Here is a 16199-nt window from a genome sequence, read left to right as displayed (position 1 = left end):
GCATCACGCAACAATTGCACATCGGCCACCTTCCACGGCGACCGCAATCCAAGAATCTGGGCGTACAGGTCTATGTCTCTCATGGTTCAACAGGCTAAGCTACCCACTCGATCCGGGGAAGAGCCACAAGAATAAATACAAAACTAGTCTGAGGAGATCATGACCACAGTCGTGCTGGGCGTGGGCAATACCCTGTTGAGCGACGAGGGGGTGGGGGTGCATGTGGTGGAGCAACTGCGCCGCGAGCATCCCGATCTCGAGGCCGTCGAGTATCTCGATGGCGGCACCCTCAGTTTTACTCTTGCCGGTCCCATGGCCGAGGCCGATCAACTCATCATCATCGACGCCGCCGAACTCAAGGCGGCGCCCGGTACCGTCACCCTGTTCGAAAACCAGGCCATGGATGACTACCTGGGGCGTGGCAAGCGCCGCAGCGTGCACGAGGTCAGCCTGCTCGACCTGCTGGCCATCGCCCATCTCACCGATTCCCTGCCGCCGCGGCGTGCCCTCATCGGTATCCAGCCGCAGGCACTGGGCTGGGGCGATGTCCCCAGCCCTGTGGTGGCGGCGGCCATCCCCCGCGCCTGTGCGATGACCTTGGATTTGATACGGAAATGGCAGCAATGAATGGCTTGAAGAATATCGGCGTCAAGGTGGTGCAGGTGGGTGGCAACGGCAACGCCCGGGCGGTATTGCGCGAGGTGGAAAACCTGCTGCAAAAGCTGGTGGAAGAGGGTGAGGAAAGCAGCATCGACCTTTCCGGTCTGCCGCTGACGCCGGAAGATTACGACCTGCTGGAGGAAACCCTGGGCGAGGGTGAGGTGGTGGCCGAGGTGCACAGCCTGGGGCCGACCCGCATCCACGAAACCGGCATCCCCGGTGTGTGGTGGGTGACCCATTACAACGACGAGGACGAAGTGCTGGCGGAGTTCATCGAAGTGGCCTGGTGCCCCGAGATCCTGCTGGCACCGGAGGATGACGTGAAGGACGGGCTGGAGGCCTTGCGCGCCCGTCTGTTTGAACTGAAACAGGAGGGTGGTCATGGCGGATGAAACACTGTTGGACATACTGAAACGGCGCGGTGTCAGCCGGCGTGGTTTCCTGAAATTCTGCGCGGCGACCACCTCGTTGCTGGCGCTGCCGCCGTCCATGGCGGCGGCGGTAGCGGAGTCCCTGGGACGGGTGCGGCGCCCGGCGGTGATCTGGCTGTCGTTCCAGGAATGCACCGGCTGCACCGAATCGCTGACCCGCGCCCATTCGCCCAGCATCGAAAGCCTGATCTTCGACGCCATCTCCCTCGACTATCACCACACCCTGCAGGCGGCCTCCGGTCATGCCGCCGAAGAGGCGCGCGAGCACTCCATGAAGGCGGACTGGGGCAACTATCTGCTCATCGTCGACGGCTCCATACCGCTCAAGGACGGCGGCGTGTATTCCACCATCGCCGGCATCAGCAACCTGCAGATGTTGCAGGAGGCCGCCGCGGGTGCGGCAGCCATCGTCGCCATCGGCACCTGCGCCGCCTATGGTGGGCTGCCCCATGCCAAACCCAATCCCACCGGCGCCGTGGCAGTGTCCGACATCATCAAGGACAAGCCGATCATCAACGTGCCGGGCTGCCCGCCGGTGCCGGCGGTGATGGTGGGCGTGCTGGCCCATTACCTGACCTTCGGTTCGCTGCCTGACCTGGATGGGCTGGGACGACCGCGCGCCTTCTACGGCGAGTCGATCCACGACCGCTGTTATCGCCGCCCGTTCTACGACCAGGGCAAGTTCGCCAAGACCTTCGACGACGCCGGCGCGCGTGACGGCTGGTGCCTGTTCGAACTGGGCTGCAAGGGACCGACCACCCACAACGCCTGCGCCACCACCAAGTGGAACGGTGGCACCAGTTGGCCGGTGCAATCCGGCCACGGTTGCATCGGTTGTTCCGAGCCCGACTTCTGGGATGCCGGCGGTTTCTACAAGGCGCTGTCCACCCCCGTCGATTCCGTCACCGGTGCCGCGGCGGCAGCGGTGGCCGTGGGCGCTGCGGCGGGCGTCGCCATCGGCCTGGCCAACCGCCAGCGCAAGGCGCGTGCGCGGGCCGAGCACCAAACCGTCACCCTCGCGGACCTGGAGAAGTAGCCATGACCGCTATGGAACTGTTGTTGTGGGCGCGCGGGCCGGGACTCGGCATTGCCGTGGCGATCTTTTTGTTCGGCATGACACTGCGCCTGTTCGAGATCTACAGCCTGGGCCGCAAGCGCGACCTGTCTACGCCGCGCAGCCATAGTCCGGGATCCGGCTGGCGCACCATCGTCACCCGCTCTCTGCCAAGCGACGGCGGCTGGCGCCGCTTCTCGCTCACGGTGGTCACCGGCTTCGTGTTCCACATCGGCCTGTTCATCGTGCTGCTGTTCCTGTTGCCGCACATCGAACTGATCCGCTCGCTCACCGGCCTGAGCTGGGCGGCGCTGCCGACGCCGCTCATCGACCTGGTGACGGTGATCACGATGATTGCCCTGATTGTCGTTCTGGTGCATCGCCTGATGGACCCGGTGAAGCGTTTTCTCTCCGGCTTCGGCGACTATCTGGCCTGGACGGTCACCTTTCTGCCGCTGCTCACCGGCTATATGGCCTACCACCACCTGTTGCTCGATTACACCCTGCTGCTGGCGCTGCACATCCTGTCGGCGGAACTGCTGCTGGTGGTGTTCCCCTTCACCAAACTGACCCACACCTTCACTCTATTCATTGCCCGCTGGTACAACGGCGACATCGCTGGGCGTAAAGGAGTGGCATCATGAGCGCGACCCTGGAAAAAGGCTTGAACGCCTTCCGCGAGGTGATGGACGCGCCCATCGCCAGTTTCTTCTCCAGCTGTGTGCACTGCGGCATGTGCGCCGACGCGTGCCTGTTCTACACCGAGACCGGCGATCCGAAGTACACGCCGATCCACAAGCTGGAGCCGCTGCGCCGCCTGTGGCAGCAGGAATACACCCTGACAGGGCGTCTGGGCCGCATGCTCGGCCTGAGCAAGCCAGTGAGTGACGACGATCTCAAGAACTGGAGTGAGCTGGTGTACGACAGCTGTACGCTGTGCGGGCGCTGCTCCATGGTCTGCCCGGTGGGCAACGACATCACCTACATGGTGCGCAAGATGCGCGAGGGCATGTCTGTCGCCGGCCATGCGCCGGAGGGCATCATCGGCGCTACCAGGCGCACCATCGAACTGGGCAGCCCGATGGGCGTGAAGTTGCAGGCCTTGCAGGCGCAGATCCGCGGCCAGGAGGCGGAGACCGGGTTGACCATTCCCATCGATGTGCCGGGCGCTGACTATATGGCGCTGCTGTCGTCCATGGAGATCATCAACTTCCCCGAGTATCTCGGCGCCCTGGCGCGCATCTTCAAGCAGGCCGGTGTGAGCTGGACGCTGTCGTCGGAGGCCTTCGAGGCCACCAACAGCGGCATCCAGTTAGGCAGCAGCGATATCGCCCGCGAGATTGTCGCGCGCATCGTCACGGCCGCGGAAAAATTGCAGGTGAAGAACGTGATCAGCCCCGAGTGCGGTCATGCCTTCACCGCGTTGCGCTGGGAAGGTCCCAATCTCATCGGCCGCCCCTACCAGTTCAACGTGGTGCACATCCTCGAGCTGCTCGATGAACTGCGCCGCAGCGGCCGTTTGAAAACCAGCGGCAAGGAGGACGCGGCACTGACCTTCCACGACCCCTGCCAGATCGTGCGCCGCGGCGGCGTGGTGCAGCAGCCGCGCGCGTTGCTCGGCGCGGTAGCGAGCGATTTCCGTGAGATGCGCGACCACGGCGTGATGAACTGGTGCTGCGGCGGCGGTGGCGGCGTCAGTGCCAACGAGCGTGCCGAGGAACTGCGCCTGATCTCATTCAAACGCAAGAAGGCGCAGTTGGATGAGCTGGGTGTGGAAACCATGGTGACCGCCTGCGCCAATTGCCGCATCGTGCTGGAGGAAGGGTTGGAGCACTACAACATGAACGTCAAGGTGGTTGGACTGACCGAACTGGTGGCCGACCATCTGGCGGAACAGGAGACCGGCAAATGAACCAGCGTGTGGTAGTCGACCCCATCACCCGTATCGAGGGGCATCTGCGCATCGAGGCGGAGACCGATAACGGCATCATCACCCAGGCATCCAGTTCGGGCACCATGGTGCGCGGTATCGAGATCATCCTGCGCGGCCGCGATCCGCGCGATGCCTGGGCCTTCGCCCAGCGCATCTGCGGTGTGTGTACTCTGGTGCACGGCATCGCCTCGGTGCGCGCGGTGGAGAATGCGCTCAACTATCCCATCCCGGCCAATGCGCAGCTGATTCGCAACCTGATGATCGCCGCACAATACGTACACGACCATGTGATGCACTTCTACCACTTGCATGCGCTGGACTGGGTCGATGTGGTGTCGGCGCTGAAGGCCGATCCCAAGGCCACCTCACAACTGGCGCAGTCGATCAGCAATTACTCCAAGTCCTCGCCCGGCTATTTCGCCGACATGCAGAAGAAGCTGAAGGACTTCGTCGAGGGCGGCCAGCTCGGCATCTTCGCCAACGGCTACTGGGGCCATCCGTCCTACAAGTTGCCGCCGGAGGCCAACCTGATGGCGGTGGCGCACTATCTGGAGGCGCTCACCTGGCAGCGCGAGGTGGCCAAGTTGCACGCCATCTTCGGCGGCAAGAATCCGCACCCCAATTTCCTGGTGGGTGGCGTGCCCTGCGCCATCAGCGTGCACCCGGATCATCCGGGACGCGGCAAGGGGCCGCACTTCCGTGGTGGCGCCGGTGCCACCGCGGTGGACCTCACCGGTCTGCAGAAGGTGAAGGACATCATCCAGCAGATGCGTGACTTCGTCGATCAGGTCTATGTGCCGGATACACTGGCCATCGCCTCGTTCTACAAGGACTGGACGCAGTACGGCGAGGGCGTGGGTAACTTCATGACCTACGGCGACTTCCCCGCCAACGGCATGGACGACCCGAGCAGTTTCCTGATCCCCTCCGGCGTGATCCTCAACCGCGATCTGTCCACTATCCACGAACTGGACATGAACGCCGCCGATCACATTCAGGAATACGTGTCCCATTCCTGGTACGACTACAGCGGTGGCAAGGACCAGGGCCTGCATCCCTACGACGGCGAGACCAAGCTCAACTACACCGGCCCCAAACCACCCTACGAACACCTTGATGTGGAACAGAGCTATTCCTGGCTCAAGTCGCCGCGCTGGAAGGGCAAACCGATGGAAGTGGGGCCGCTGGCGCGCGTGCTGATGCTGCACGCCCGCGGCCATGCGCAGACGCATGAACTGGTGAACATGACGCTGCGCACCCTGGACATTCCGGTGCAGGGACTGTTTTCCACCCTGGGCCGCACCGCGGCGCGCACGCTGGAGACCAAGGTCATCGTCGACGCCATGTCCGGCTGGTACAACCAGCTCATCGCCAACATCAAGGCCGGCGACCTGCGCACCTTCAACGATACGCTGTGGGAGCCGTCCACCTGGCCGAAGCAGGCCAAGGGCGTCGGCTATATGGAGGCGCCACGCGGCGCGCTGGGGCACTGGATCGTGATCAAGGACCGCAAGATCGACAACTACCAGGCGGTGGTGCCGTCCACCTGGAATGCCGGGCCACGCGATGCGCAGGGGCAGGACGGTCCCTACGAGGCCGCGCTCAAGGGCCAGCCCTTGCACGACGCCAAGCAGCCCATCGAGATTTTGCGTACCATCCACAGCTTCGACCCCTGCATCGCCTGCGCGGTGCATGTCACCGATCCGGACGGCGAGGAACTGGTGAAGGTCAAGGTTCGCTAAGGAAGCAGGAGCCCGCTCCGCGGGCGCGTCGGTGTCTGACGTAGGCACACATGCGCCAGGAGGACTCGGCGCCTGCGTGGAAATTACAGATTCGTTCTTGCAGCAAGGAGGATAGCTCAGTGAAATTCCGTCACATTGTTGCCGCCATCGGCCTCATCGCACTGCCCGGCCTTGCCGCCGCCCATACCGGTCACGGCACCGGCGGTTTCGGCGCCGGCCTGGTCCATCCCTTCGGTGGTCTCGATCACCTGCTCGCCATGCTCACGGTAGGCCTGTGGGCCGCCACCCTGGGCGGCAGTGCCGCCTGGAAGGTGCCCGGCGCCTTTGTCGCCATGCTGGTGACCGGTGCCGTGTTGGGACTGGGCGGCGTACATCTGCCGCTGGTCGAGTCGTTCATCGCGGTATCGGTGCTGGTGCTTGGCCTCAGCGTCACCCTGGCCTGGCGCGTACCGGCTGCGGCGGGTGTGGCGCTGGTCGGTCTGTTCGCCCTGTTCCACGGCCATGCCCACGGCGCCGAGGTGCCGGCAGAGGCGGTGGGCTATCTCTACGTGTTCGGCATGACCCTGGCCAGCGTGACGCTGCACCTGACCGGTTTCGGTGTCGGCCATGCCCTCAAGCAGCGGCCCTGGCTGTTGCGCAGCGGCGGCGCGCTGGTGGCGGGAGCCGGTGCATGGCTGGTGGCGGGTGTGTTGTTGCAGGGGTGATAACAGCGCGGATGCGGTGACTGGCCGCCTATTTTTTGTCAGGGACGCGACGTGTCGTTCAAGAAACAATTGCAGCAACGCCTGCCGCACTGGGTCGAGCAGGGCTGGGTCAGCGCCGACAATGCGGCGCACATCCTGAATGACGCCGCGGCCGACGAGCGCCACGGGCCGCGCTATCTGGCCCTGGCCTTCAGCCTGCTCGGTGTGATCCTCATCGGTTCCGGCATCATCACCTTCTTCGCCGCCAACTGGGCGGCGATGCCCAAGCTGCTCAAACTCATCGTGCTGTTCGCCGCCCTGTGGGGCAGCCATGCCTTGGCCGGCGTGTGCGAGCGGCGCAATTTGCCGCTGCTCGCCACGGCCTTCCTGCTGCTCGGCGTGATCCTGTTCGGCAGCAACATCATGCTCATCGCGCAGATCTATCACATCAGCGCCCATTACCCCGACGGCGTGCTGGTGTGGGCCCTCGGCGGCGTATTGACCGGCTGGCTGATGCGTTCGCAGCCGGCCATGGTGGCGGGGCTGGGCCTCGGTGTGCTGTGGACTGGTCTGGAGTCGCAGGGCTTTGGCCGCGCGGTGCACTGGCCCTTCCTGCTGTTCCTCGCCCTGGCGCTGTGGCCGGTGATGTGGCAGCGCTGGCGCATCGCGCTGCACATTGCCCTGGCCGGTTTGTTGCTGTGGAGCTGGTTTTCCTTCCTGGCCATGAGCGGCTGGGGGCGCGGCAACGGCGCCGAACTCTATCTGGTGCAGGTGTATTTCCTCGCCTATCTTGCCCTGTTCATCGGCGGCATGGTGTTGCACGGCCATGACGGCTGGCAGGATCTCGCCCGTGTACTGCAACGCTATGCCGCCTTCGCTGCGCTGGGCTGTTTGTATCTGCTCACTTTCCCGCAACTGCTGCGCCACGGCCGCCCCGACAGCGGCCTGTGGTGGCTGGCTACACTGCTTGCGCTCTTGCTGGTCGTCGCCCTGGCGGCCTGGCATTACCGTCGCAGCCAAGCCGGGGGGCGGCCGCCGTTTCTCAACTGGGGGTTGGGACTGCTCGGCGCCGTGATGGTGTTGCTGCTGGTCAATCTGGCGGCGGAGCCGCCTATGGCATCCTTGCTGGCACTGCTGTTCAACCTGGCGTACTTCGCCGGCCTGCTGTGGTTGCTGCAGGCCGCGGTGCATCTGGAGAATCGCGCCCTGGTGAACATGGCGTTCTTCTTCTTTGCCATCACCCTGCTGGCGCGCTATTTCGACACCTTCTGGACTTTGATGGACCGCTCGCTGTTCTTCATGGGTGGCGGCCTGCTGCTGCTCGGCGGCGGCTACTGGCTGGAGCGGCAACGGCGCCGACTGACGCGGCGCATCACGGCGCAGCGGGAGGGCGTGCTATGAGCCTCGGTTCGCGCCTGCTGATCATCGTCGTGCTCCAGACCCTGGTGCTGGCCGGGATGATCGCCAAACGGCAGTGGACCCTGGCGAGCGGTACACCGGTGGTGCTGGAGACCCAGCCCATCGATCCGCGTTCCCTGTTCCGCGGCGACTATGTCACCTTCAACTACGACATCAGCCGCCTGCGGCTGGATGAACTGGAGGGCGATGACGAATTCCGTCAGCACGATACGATTTATGTGGCGCTGGAGCCGGGGACGCCCTATTGGCGCGCGCGGGCCGTGTACCGCGCGGCCCCGGCAGGGCAGCTGGCCCTGCGCGGCCGGGTGCAGTATGTGAGTGAACACTGGTGGAACGCAGAAACGCAGACCAGTGAAGAGGTGCGTCATGTCAGTGTGCGCTATGGCATCGAGGATTACTTCGTGCCGGAGGGTGAAGGACGTGTGCTGGAGCGGCCGGTACCCGGTGAGGTGGTTTCCTTGCGCATCGCGGTGGACCGATTTGGTAACGGAGCAATTCAGGCTTTGCTAATAAACGGTGTGGAACGCTATCGTGAAACACTGTTTTGACGACGCCGTCACACTGTTTTGCGGATGATGGCTAGTGCCAAAAAACAGGGCTATACTTGGGCGCGCTGCAGGTTGAAATATGTCTTTCTGCTTGTCCGCCGGAGAACAGGCAGTTCATCTTCAACAGCTGTGGTTGGAACGCATCAGAAATTTATTTTGAGGTGATTTGCATGGCTACAGGTACCGTGAAGTGGTTTAACGAATCCAAGGGCTTTGGTTTCATTGCGCCCTCTGACGGCAGCGAAGATGTGTTTGTGCACTTCTCCGCCATCCAGGGCGGCGGCTTCCGCACCCTGCGCGAAGGTCAGGCCGTGACCTTCGAGACTGAAAAGGGACAGAAAGGCCTGCAGGCACGGAACGTGGTTCCCGCCTAAGTAGACTTGCAGCGACATAGAGCTGATTTGAGAAACCCGCCGTAGGCGGGTTTCTTTTTGTTGGGTGGTGGTTGTGCGCTGCACGGATTGATTTTGATGGGGGATTCCGTCCCCCCAAGCCGGGTTTGTTGCGCTGTCGCGCGGATTGATTGGGTCGGGGTTCCGCCCCGTACGACGTGTTATTTTCCTTGCTCCGCCAAAAGAAAGTAACCAAAGAAAAGGCCGCCCGATTGCCGTGCCCTGCGGGTTTAATCCGCTTCGGGCTGCGCTACTCGGCGCGGCAGACGGGGGAAAGCCCGAAAGTCAAAATCCATAAAGACAAATCTGTGTGCGCGAAGCGCACACCGCACAGCGCGATGCCGTAGGCGAGCCTGTCTCCAATCCCCTATGTCTCGCCGAGTAGCGCAGCTCAAAACGGTTAAGGCCCGAGAGGGGACGCGCCAAGGAGGGCGCGTCTTTCGCCGTCAGGACAGGGACGTCCTGTCGGCGAAACCCCGTTTTGAGCGAGCAACGCAGGGGACCGCGACAGCGGCGGGACATCGGGGCGGCGTTTCTTTTGGTTACTTTTCTTTGGCCGTTCAAAGAAAAGTAACCCGCGCGCGGGGCGGCTCCCCGCACCTAATCAATCTGCGCGCAGCGCGACCACATCCATCCAGGACAACCCCGCCTACGCCCTGATCGCCCGCGGCCAAATCTCCTGCGGCGCGTCGCCACCCAGCTGCTCCAGTCGTGCTGTGTCGATGATGCGCAGCAGGCGCCCCCCCGGCTGCATCCAGATGATCTTGTCGCGGGTCATGCGCGACAGCACACGACTGACGGTCTCCAGGGTGAGGCCCAGCATCTCCGCCATGTCGGTGCGCGACAGGGGCAGGGGGATTTCGCGCACGTCGGCGGATTCCGCTCGCAGGATGGATAGCAGGAAGGAGGCGACGCGTTCGGTGGAACTCATCATGCCCAGGTTGCGGACCATGGCGTTGGAGTGTTGCAGTTCGCGGTTGAGGGCGTTGATGACGCGCAGCGACAGTTGCGGATTGTTCTCCAGCAGTTTGAGCATGTCCTTGTAGCGCACCATGCAGACTTCGATGGGCGTGATGGCCTCGGCGGTGTAGGGATAGCGCTCGTCGCTCAAGGCCTCCAGGCCGATGAACTGCCAGGCGGCGCCCAGGCGCAGGCCCTGGTTACGGCCATCGGGCAGAGCGGTGGTGAGTTTGACGTAGCCGGACTTGAGCAGGAACAAGTGGGTGGTCGGCGTGCCTTCGCGGAACAGCACTGCCTTGGGATCGTAGGATTTCTTGTGAATCACGCCGTGTAAGCGGCATACCTGGGTGCCGGTCAGGCCGGAGAACAGCAGGGATTCACACAGCAGGCATTCATCTTGACGGCAGGGGCAGGCGCTCATGGGTCGTTTCACTGGGCTAGATGTCGTCGTTGAACACGCGGTTGGCGACTCCCTTCGAAACTACCTCCATGGAGGTATCAACCTTCGGAACGTGGCCCAATGATAGGCGCCAGACAATATGAATGCACCAATTATTTTTGGTAAAAAATAAATAAAAACAACCGCTTATTGATTTATCGCAAAATTGCGCATGGTCTTCCGGACGGCGCTGTCCGACACTATGCCGCCTGTTGCTTGGCGGGCTATTGGGGAGAAATGAGGATGGATGCGGCAAATCTGCTCGGCCTGCTGGCCGGTACCCTGACTACGGCGTCGTTCCTGCCCCAGGTGATCAAGACCTGGCGCAGCCGCTCTGCCGGCGATATTTCGCTGGTGATGTTTGCGCTGTTCAGTCTGGGCGTATTGCTATGGATCGTTTATGGTTTCACCGTGGGCGCGGTGCCGATAATCGTGGCCAACGTGATCACCCTGCTGTTGTCGATGACCATCCTGGTCTTCAAGATTCGCTACAAATGAGCGCGAGGAAAATCATGCCGCAGAGCAATGCAGTCAACGAAGAGCGCATCGCCGAGATGAAGTTGCTGGCGTTGTACAACCTGGAGTCGATGCAGGAAGGCTTGAAAGTCCATCACAGCGCCGGCGACGCAGCGGTGGCCGCGGCACAGCGTCTGCACGCCAAGGGACTGGTGACACAGGCCGATGGCGGTTATCTCACCGACCTCGGTGTGGAGGCGGCGGAGCATTTGCAGGCCGCGCTCACCATCCTGGAGGGGTGAGTCGGCGCGTACCCCGAAGCACTATGCTGCGGAAACAAGTTGGTTACGTTCTTTGCACTACCGCTGGTCATAGTCGATGCGCACCCGCACGGCCTCTTCCTGATCCAGTTCCTCCAGTCTGACCGTGATCTCGGTCAATGCCTGCTCCAGTTCGGGCAGCAAAACGTCCTCCAGGGCACGGGCGCGCCGCTCGGTGCGGCGATACTCCGTCAGCAGACGCTCCAGGTTGCCGCTGATGGCGGCCAGCGGGGCGCTGCGCAGGGTCAGTTCACGAAATAGACGCGCGCAGCGGCGCGCCTCCGGCGAAGGATCGACGGCGTCAGCCGCCGGTATATCGTGCAGTGTCAGCGCGCACTCCATCGTCTGTACGCCTAGAAAGCGGCGGCGTTGCTGGCTCAACTCACTGCCTTCCAGTTCCGGCGCGGGGTATATCTGCAACCCCTGCAGGCCATGGCGTGCCGCGGCGTTCGCCAGCGCAGTGGCGGCCTCGCGGTGCAATAACAGGTAGTCGCGTTGCAACCGTTCATAGTCGTCCAGCTGGCGCAGGATTTCGGCGGCGAGCAGCAGGCGTTTTTCGTCGAGGAAGCGATAGCCGTCCTTCACCACCTGACGTTCCTCGTGCAGTTCCATCAACACCGAGGGGGTGGCGATACGTTGCTCAGACATCGTCGCCCTCCGCGATGTGCGCCGCGATCTGCGCGTCGGACAGACGGTGCAGTTCGCTGCGTGGCAGGCGGCGCAGCAGTTTCCAGCCCAGTTGCATACTCTCCTCCAGCGTGCGCCCTTCCAATTGCTGTACCAATTGCTGTTCGAAGGCATCGCCGAAGTCCAGGTATTGGCGGTCCAATTCCGGCAAGCCGTCGACGCCGACCACGCTGGCCAGCACGCGCACCTGGATGGCGCGGGCATAGGCAGCGTAGAGCTGATTGGACAGGGCCGGATGATCAGGGTCGGTAAAGCCCGCGCCGATGCCGTCCTTCATCAGACGCGACAGCGAGGGCAGTACCTTCACCGGCGGATAGATGCCGCGCCGATCGAGGTTGCGGTCCAGCACGATCTGCCCCTCGGTGATATAGCCGGTGAGATCGGGGATGGGGTGGCTGATGTCGTCCGATGGCATGGTGAGGATCGGCAACTGGGTCAGCGAGCCGGGGCGGCCCTTGATGCAGCCGGCGCGCTCGTACAGCGCGGCGAGATCGGAATACATGTAGCCGGGATAGCCCTTGCGGCTTGGCACCTCGCCGTGACTGGCGGAGACCTCGCGCAGGGCCTCGCAGTAGTTGGTCATGTCGGTGAGGATCACCAGCACATGGCGGCCCTCGACGAAGGCCAGGTATTCGGCGGCGGTGAGGGCGTAGCGTGGGGTGAGCAGGCGCTGGGTACTGGAGTCGGAGGCCAGGTTGAGGAACATCACCGTGTGCGCCAGGGCGCCGCTGTTCTCCATGGCGCGGCGGAAGTTCTCCGCCGTGTGGTGCGGCGCGCCGATGCCGACGAAGACGATGGCGAAATCGCCGCTCTTGCCGCCGCGCAAACGGGCACGGCGCGCGATCTCGATGGCCAGGCGTTCGTGTGGCATGCCGCCGCCGGAGAAGATGGGCAGCTTCTGGCCGCGCACCAGGCTGTTCATGATGTCGATGGTGGAGACGCCGGTTTCGATGAAGTCCTGCGGCTGGGCGCGCTGCGCCGGGTTGATGGCCAGGCCGTCGATGCGCAGACTTTGTTGCGCAGCGATGGGCGGGCCGCCGTCGATTACCTTGCCGACACCGTTGAAGATGCGGCCGAGGATGTCCGGCCCCACGGCAAAGTGCAGCGGTTCGCCGAGAAAACGTACCCGCGTGGTGGTGAGGGCCAATCCGTCGGTGCTTTCCAGCACCTCGACGGTCAGCATCTCGTCGTCCAGTGCGGCGACGCGCCCCTGGCGCGCCTTGCCATCCGGGCCGTACACCTCGACCGCCTCATTGAGGCCGACATTGACCGTGCGGCGCAGGAACAGCAACGGGCCGTGGATGCCGGTGATGTTGCCTTCGGTGTAGAGGTTCGGGCGCATGATTCAGCGGAGCATCCTGTGCAGTGCGTGCAGCATCAGCTCTTCTCCCTCAATCGTGTGAAGGCCGACTCCAGTTCGGTGCCAAGCGCCTCGTAACCGGCGAGATTGTCCTCGCCCAACTCCTCGCCCATGCGGTGCAGGCGGCGCAGGATGGGGAGCGCCTGGATGTCCTCCACCTCGATGCCGGCAGCGAGGGCCTGTTGCGCCAGTTCGGTGAAGCGTTGGATGAGATGCATCATGGCGCTCTGCCGCTTGGGTGAACAGAAGCGGTCCAGGGGCGATAGCGAAGACTGGCGCAGGAAGCCTTCGTTGATCAGTTCCGCGCAGAGCAGGGTGAGTTGCTGCGCCGGCGGCAGTGCATCCTTGCCGACGATGCGCGCCATGCGTTCGAGTTGGTTTTGCTGCTCCAGCAGATGGAGGAAATGCCGGCGCGTCGCGGCCCATTCGGGATTGCCCGCCGCCTGCCACCAGGCTTCCAGTTCGGCCACGTCTTCCGAATAGGATTGCAGCGGATGAATGGCCGGATAGAAGCGGGCATGGGCGCGCGCGTAGTCCAGCGCCCATAGACAGCGCACGTAGCGTTTGGTGTGGGTGGTCACCGGTTCGGAGAAATCGCCGGAGGGTGGGCTCACCGCGCCGATGATGGTGAGCGAGCCCTCGCTGCCGGCCAGGGTCTGCACCCGTGCGGCGCGCTCGTAAAAGCCGGCCAGCCGGCTCGACAGATAGGAGGGATAGCCGCCCTCGCCGGGCAGTTCACCGAGGCGGCCCGACACCTCGCGCAACGCCTCCGCCCAGCGGCTGGTGGAGTCGGCCATCAGCGCCACATGCAGGCCCTGATCGCGGAAATATTCCGCTACCGTGACGCCGGTATAGATGCTCGCCTCGCGTGCCGCCACCGGCATGTTGGAGGTGTTGGCGATGATCACCGTGCGTTCCATCAGCGGGCGGCCGGTCTGCGGGTCATCCAGTTGCGGGAACTCGTGCAGCACACCGGCCATTTCGTTGCCGCGTTCGCCGCAGCCGACATAGACGATGATGTCGGCGTCGCAGCCCTTGGCCAGCGCCTCCTGCAATACCGTCTTGCCGGTGCCGAAGCCGCCGGGCAGGGCCGCCTTGCCGCCGCGCGCCACCGGGAACAGGGTATCGAGCACGCGTTGCCCGGTGAGCATGGGACCGCTTACCGGCAGGCGCTGGGCGACCGGCCGACTGCGGCGCACCGCCCAGCGATGGCTCATGGCGATGTGGCGATGAAAACCGTCCGGCGTTTCCAGCACGCACAGCGCCGCGTCGTCGGCGTACTCGCCGGCGGCGACGATGGACAGCACCTTGCCCTGCACGTCGGGTGGGATCAGGCACAGTTGGCTGCGGCCCTGCAACGGTGCAACGCGGCCATAGGGCTGGCCGGGGCCGAGGCGCTGGCCTGGCTGCACCAGCGGCTCGAAGGGAAACAGCGTGGCGGGCAGTTCGTACATGCCGGGCTGCACGTAAACCGCATCGCCGCTGCGTGCCAGCGGACGCAGCAGACCGTCGAAGATATTGCCGAGCAGTGCCGGTCCCAGCGGCACCGCCAGCGGCAGGCCGCTACCTTCGACGCGATCGCCGGGGCGTAGGCCGCTGGTGTCCTCGTATACCTGCACCACGATCTCATGCTGTTCGATGCGAATCACCTCACCGAGCAGGCGGCGCTCACCCACCGCCACGGCTTCGTTGATGTGAAACGGCCCTTCGTTGCGCGCGCGCAGCACCGGTCCGCCGATCCAGCTGAGCACGGCGCTACTCATGCGCCCTCCCCATGGGTGGCTGATTGACATTCAGCAGGTTGTGCAGTTGTGCCAGCAGCTGTGCCTCGATGGCCTCACGGTCGGCCAGCAGACCCTCCAGCGTGCCGTCGAGGCAGGCGCCTGCGGCGCAGATGCGCAGGCCGGCATCGAGTTGATCATTCGCCTGCAGCTGCGGCAGAGCGCCGCAGTGGGCACGCAGCGCCTCGTGCAGTTCGGCGCACTCGGCGGGGTCCCAGCCGGGCGGATGTTCGATGACCCAGGAACATCGCGGCAGCAGGTGCAGCGCCTGGCGCAGCAGCGTGCCGACCCATAGCCGCCGCTGCGGTGCCGATTTCCAGCGTTGCAGCACTGCCTGGCCGAGCAGTTCCCAGCCCTGCTGCAACAGCAGCAGGGCGGTCTGGTGTTGCTGCGCTCGGGCACGGGTTTCCAGTTGTGCCCGGGTGGCATCCAGCTTGTCCTTGCCGCGGCGCCGTTCGGTGAGCACCGCCTCGTGCATGCGCGAGCGCGCCTCGCCATAGGCCTCGGCGAGCAGGGCATGACGCCGTTCCTCCGCCTGCGCCAGCAACTGCGAGCAGCGTTCGGCGCGGTGTTGTTCCACCAGCGCCAGCAGGGCCTCCATCTGGGCATCGAGCACGCTGTGCGGATTCATGTCCGCATTCCCAGTTGCGTGCGGATGCGCAGCGGCAGATCGCGCATTGGTATCTGTTGCCGGATATCCGGCACGATGAGGATCTGTGGGTGCAGCCTGTGCAGCGCCTGCGCCAGTTCCGCCGCCGGCAGCTGCCGCGCCTGCTCCACGCCGAGCAGCAGCAGATCCGTCTCGGTGCAGGCCCAGCGGAATACCTCCAGCACCTCAGCGGCGCGCGGACTGCGCGTGCGCAGCCCGGCGAGGCGGTAGCCTGCCGCGCTGATTTCATCGCCGATGAAGATGGGGATCATGGCTGTCGCCGCGCGCCGGGGCTGGCGTCACACCAGCCGGTTGAGGATCAGGATCGAGATGATCAGGCCGTAGATGGCGATGCCCTCCGCCAGCCCGACGAGGATCAGCACGCGGCCGAGCAGTTCCGGCTTTTCCGCCAGGGCACCGATGGCGGCGCTGCCGACCATGGCTACGGCGTAGCCGGCGGCGAGCGACGACATGCCGGTGGCGATGGCGGCGGCGAGAAAGCCCCATTGCAGTACGCCGGGCGGCAGGTTGCTGGCGGCGACTGCGGTCTCTGCGGCGCGGGCCGGTGCGATGCCGAGCAGTGCCGTGGCACCAAGGGCGATGACGGCGGCCAGGGCGACCATGAAGGCGGCGATCTTGGTGCGCGGATTCATATGGGTCTCCTTTGGGGTGATACAGAACGAGT

19 protein-coding genes are annotated in these 16199 nt (G+C 64.2%); 12 read left to right on the top strand and 7 right to left on the bottom strand.

Annotated elements, in window-relative coordinates:
* Positions 1-159 precede the first annotated feature (159 nt).
* The 10 genes from ACMV8A_RS12155 (at position 160) to ACMV8A_RS12110 (ending at position 8844) form a co-directional block, all read left to right on the top strand.
* Complete coding sequence (locus ACMV8A_RS12155; RefSeq protein WP_495326093.1) at positions 160-627, top strand: HyaD/HybD family hydrogenase maturation endopeptidase; 468 nt, start codon at positions 160-162, stop codon at positions 625-627.
* Entirely contained in the window at positions 624-1052 is a 429-nt protein-coding gene (locus tag ACMV8A_RS12150) for a hydrogenase expression/formation protein (protein WP_495326091.1), read from the top strand. Before ACMV8A_RS12155 ends, ACMV8A_RS12150 begins: the two co-directional genes overlap by 4 nt.
* Positions 1042-2127 (top strand): hydrogenase small subunit, encoded by a 1086-nt coding sequence (locus ACMV8A_RS12145; protein WP_495326089.1) that lies wholly within the window; start codon positions 1042-1044, stop codon positions 2125-2127. The genes ACMV8A_RS12150 and ACMV8A_RS12145 overlap by 11 nt, the downstream gene beginning before the upstream one ends.
* A 2-nt stretch (positions 2128-2129) precedes the next feature.
* The gene (locus ACMV8A_RS12140; protein WP_495326087.1) at positions 2130-2789 is read left to right on the top strand and encodes a hypothetical protein; all 660 of its coding nucleotides are present in this window, start codon (positions 2130-2132) and stop codon (positions 2787-2789) included.
* A complete protein-coding gene (locus ACMV8A_RS12135; RefSeq protein WP_495326086.1) occupies positions 2786-4057 on the top strand; it encodes a (Fe-S)-binding protein in 1272 nt (423 codons plus the stop codon). Before ACMV8A_RS12140 ends, ACMV8A_RS12135 begins: the two co-directional genes overlap by 4 nt.
* The gene (locus ACMV8A_RS12130; RefSeq protein ID WP_495326085.1) at positions 4054-5820 is read left to right on the top strand and encodes a nickel-dependent hydrogenase large subunit; all 1767 of its coding nucleotides are present in this window, start codon (positions 4054-4056) and stop codon (positions 5818-5820) included. The genes ACMV8A_RS12135 and ACMV8A_RS12130 overlap by 4 nt, the downstream gene beginning before the upstream one ends.
* 119 nt (positions 5821-5939) lie before the next feature.
* Entirely contained in the window at positions 5940-6524 is a 585-nt protein-coding gene (locus ACMV8A_RS12125) for a HupE/UreJ family protein (protein ID WP_495326084.1), read from the top strand.
* A 51-nt stretch (positions 6525-6575) separates the two neighbouring features.
* Complete coding sequence (locus tag ACMV8A_RS12120; RefSeq protein WP_495326082.1) at positions 6576-7904, top strand: DUF2157 domain-containing protein; 1329 nt, start codon at positions 6576-6578, stop codon at positions 7902-7904.
* Complete coding sequence (locus tag ACMV8A_RS12115; protein WP_495326081.1) at positions 7901-8470, top strand: GDYXXLXY domain-containing protein; 570 nt, start codon at positions 7901-7903, stop codon at positions 8468-8470. The genes ACMV8A_RS12120 and ACMV8A_RS12115 overlap by 4 nt, the downstream gene beginning before the upstream one ends.
* Before the next feature lie 170 nt (positions 8471-8640).
* Positions 8641-8844: a cold-shock protein gene (locus ACMV8A_RS12110; protein ID WP_495326094.1), complete on the top strand. Its 204-nt coding sequence runs from the start codon at positions 8641-8643 to the stop codon at positions 8842-8844.
* A 667-nt stretch (positions 8845-9511) separates the two neighbouring features.
* Here ACMV8A_RS12110 and ACMV8A_RS12105 read toward each other — a convergent pair.
* The gene (locus tag ACMV8A_RS12105) at positions 9512-10243 is read right to left on the bottom strand and encodes a Crp/Fnr family transcriptional regulator (RefSeq protein WP_495326079.1); all 732 of its coding nucleotides are present in this window, start codon (positions 10241-10243) and stop codon (positions 9512-9514) included.
* 261 nt (positions 10244-10504) lie between these two features.
* Between ACMV8A_RS12105 and ACMV8A_RS12100 the strand changes: the two genes are divergently transcribed.
* Together ACMV8A_RS12100 and ACMV8A_RS12095 are read left to right on the top strand one after the other, a co-directional pair.
* The gene (locus tag ACMV8A_RS12100; RefSeq protein ID WP_495326078.1) at positions 10505-10759 is read left to right on the top strand and encodes a SemiSWEET transporter; all 255 of its coding nucleotides are present in this window, start codon (positions 10505-10507) and stop codon (positions 10757-10759) included.
* Positions 10760-10773: 14 nt separating this feature from the next.
* Positions 10774-11019 carry a TIGR02647 family protein gene (locus tag ACMV8A_RS12095; protein ID WP_495326076.1) on the top strand — a complete coding sequence of 82 codons (246 nt, stop codon included), beginning with the start codon at positions 10774-10776 and terminating at the stop codon, positions 11017-11019.
* 57 nt (positions 11020-11076) lie between these two features.
* On the opposite strand, the gene ACMV8A_RS12090 is transcribed toward ACMV8A_RS12095, so the two are convergent.
* From ACMV8A_RS12090 to ACMV8A_RS12065, 6 genes are read right to left on the bottom strand one after another with little or no spacing between them, the layout of a single operon-like run.
* A complete protein-coding gene (locus ACMV8A_RS12090; RefSeq protein WP_495326074.1) occupies positions 11077-11685 on the bottom strand; it encodes a V-type ATP synthase subunit D in 609 nt (202 codons plus the stop codon).
* On the bottom strand, positions 11678-13066 hold the full coding sequence (locus tag ACMV8A_RS12085; RefSeq protein ID WP_495326072.1) for a V-type ATP synthase subunit B: 1389 nt from the start codon (positions 13064-13066) through the stop codon (positions 11678-11680). The genes ACMV8A_RS12090 and ACMV8A_RS12085 overlap by 8 nt, the downstream gene beginning before the upstream one ends.
* Positions 13067-13101: 35 nt before the next feature.
* Entirely contained in the window at positions 13102-14847 is a 1746-nt protein-coding gene (locus ACMV8A_RS12080) for a V-type ATP synthase subunit A (protein ID WP_495326071.1), read from the bottom strand.
* Entirely contained in the window at positions 14840-15496 is a 657-nt protein-coding gene (locus ACMV8A_RS12075) for a hypothetical protein (protein ID WP_495326070.1), read from the bottom strand. Before ACMV8A_RS12075 ends, ACMV8A_RS12080 begins: the two co-directional genes overlap by 8 nt.
* Positions 15493-15786 (bottom strand): V-type ATP synthase subunit F, encoded by a 294-nt coding sequence (locus ACMV8A_RS12070; protein ID WP_495326068.1) that lies wholly within the window; start codon positions 15784-15786, stop codon positions 15493-15495. Before ACMV8A_RS12070 ends, ACMV8A_RS12075 begins: the two co-directional genes overlap by 4 nt.
* A 27-nt stretch (positions 15787-15813) precedes the next feature.
* On the bottom strand, positions 15814-16167 hold the full coding sequence (locus tag ACMV8A_RS12065) for an ATP synthase subunit C (protein ID WP_495326067.1): 354 nt from the start codon (positions 16165-16167) through the stop codon (positions 15814-15816).
* Positions 16168-16199 lie beyond the last annotated feature (32 nt).

The organism is Sulfurivermis sp., from assembly GCF_059410345.1.
This window is presented reverse-complemented; position numbering and strand designations above follow the sequence as displayed.

Bases quoted from the DNA above. Each gene is read 5' to 3' on its own strand.
- ACMV8A_RS12155 (WP_495326093.1), top strand. From the start codon at position 160: ATGACCACAGTCGTGCTGGGCGTGGGCAATACCCTGTTGAGCGACGAG.
- ACMV8A_RS12150 (WP_495326091.1), top strand. From the start codon at position 624: ATGAATGGCTTGAAGAATATCGGCGTCAAGGTGGTGCAGGTGGGTGGC.
- ACMV8A_RS12145 (WP_495326089.1), top strand. From the start codon at position 1,042: ATGGCGGATGAAACACTGTTGGACATACTGAAACGGCGCGGTGTCAGC.
- ACMV8A_RS12140 (WP_495326087.1), top strand. From the start codon at position 2,130: ATGACCGCTATGGAACTGTTGTTGTGGGCGCGCGGGCCGGGACTCGGC.
- ACMV8A_RS12135 (WP_495326086.1), top strand. From the start codon at position 2,786: ATGAGCGCGACCCTGGAAAAAGGCTTGAACGCCTTCCGCGAGGTGATG.
- ACMV8A_RS12130 (WP_495326085.1), top strand. From the start codon at position 4,054: ATGAACCAGCGTGTGGTAGTCGACCCCATCACCCGTATCGAGGGGCAT.
- ACMV8A_RS12115 (WP_495326081.1), top strand. From the start codon at position 7,901: ATGAGCCTCGGTTCGCGCCTGCTGATCATCGTCGTGCTCCAGACCCTG.
- ACMV8A_RS12110 (WP_495326094.1), top strand. From the start codon at position 8,641: ATGGCTACAGGTACCGTGAAGTGGTTTAACGAATCCAAGGGCTTTGGT.
- ACMV8A_RS12105 (WP_495326079.1), bottom strand. From the start codon at position 10,243: ATGAGCGCCTGCCCCTGCCGTCAAGATGAATGCCTGCTGTGTGAATCC.
- ACMV8A_RS12100 (WP_495326078.1), top strand. From the start codon at position 10,505: ATGGATGCGGCAAATCTGCTCGGCCTGCTGGCCGGTACCCTGACTACG.
- ACMV8A_RS12095 (WP_495326076.1), top strand. From the start codon at position 10,774: ATGCCGCAGAGCAATGCAGTCAACGAAGAGCGCATCGCCGAGATGAAG.
- ACMV8A_RS12090 (WP_495326074.1), bottom strand. From the start codon at position 11,685: ATGTCTGAGCAACGTATCGCCACCCCCTCGGTGTTGATGGAACTGCAC.
- ACMV8A_RS12085 (WP_495326072.1), bottom strand. From the start codon at position 13,066: ATGCGCCCGAACCTCTACACCGAAGGCAACATCACCGGCATCCACGGC.
- ACMV8A_RS12080 (WP_495326071.1), bottom strand. From the start codon at position 14,847: ATGAGTAGCGCCGTGCTCAGCTGGATCGGCGGACCGGTGCTGCGCGCG.
- ACMV8A_RS12075 (WP_495326070.1), bottom strand. From the start codon at position 15,496: ATGAATCCGCACAGCGTGCTCGATGCCCAGATGGAGGCCCTGCTGGCG.
- ACMV8A_RS12070 (WP_495326068.1), bottom strand. From the start codon at position 15,786: ATGATCCCCATCTTCATCGGCGATGAAATCAGCGCGGCAGGCTACCGC.
- ACMV8A_RS12065 (WP_495326067.1), bottom strand. From the start codon at position 16,167: ATGAATCCGCGCACCAAGATCGCCGCCTTCATGGTCGCCCTGGCCGCC.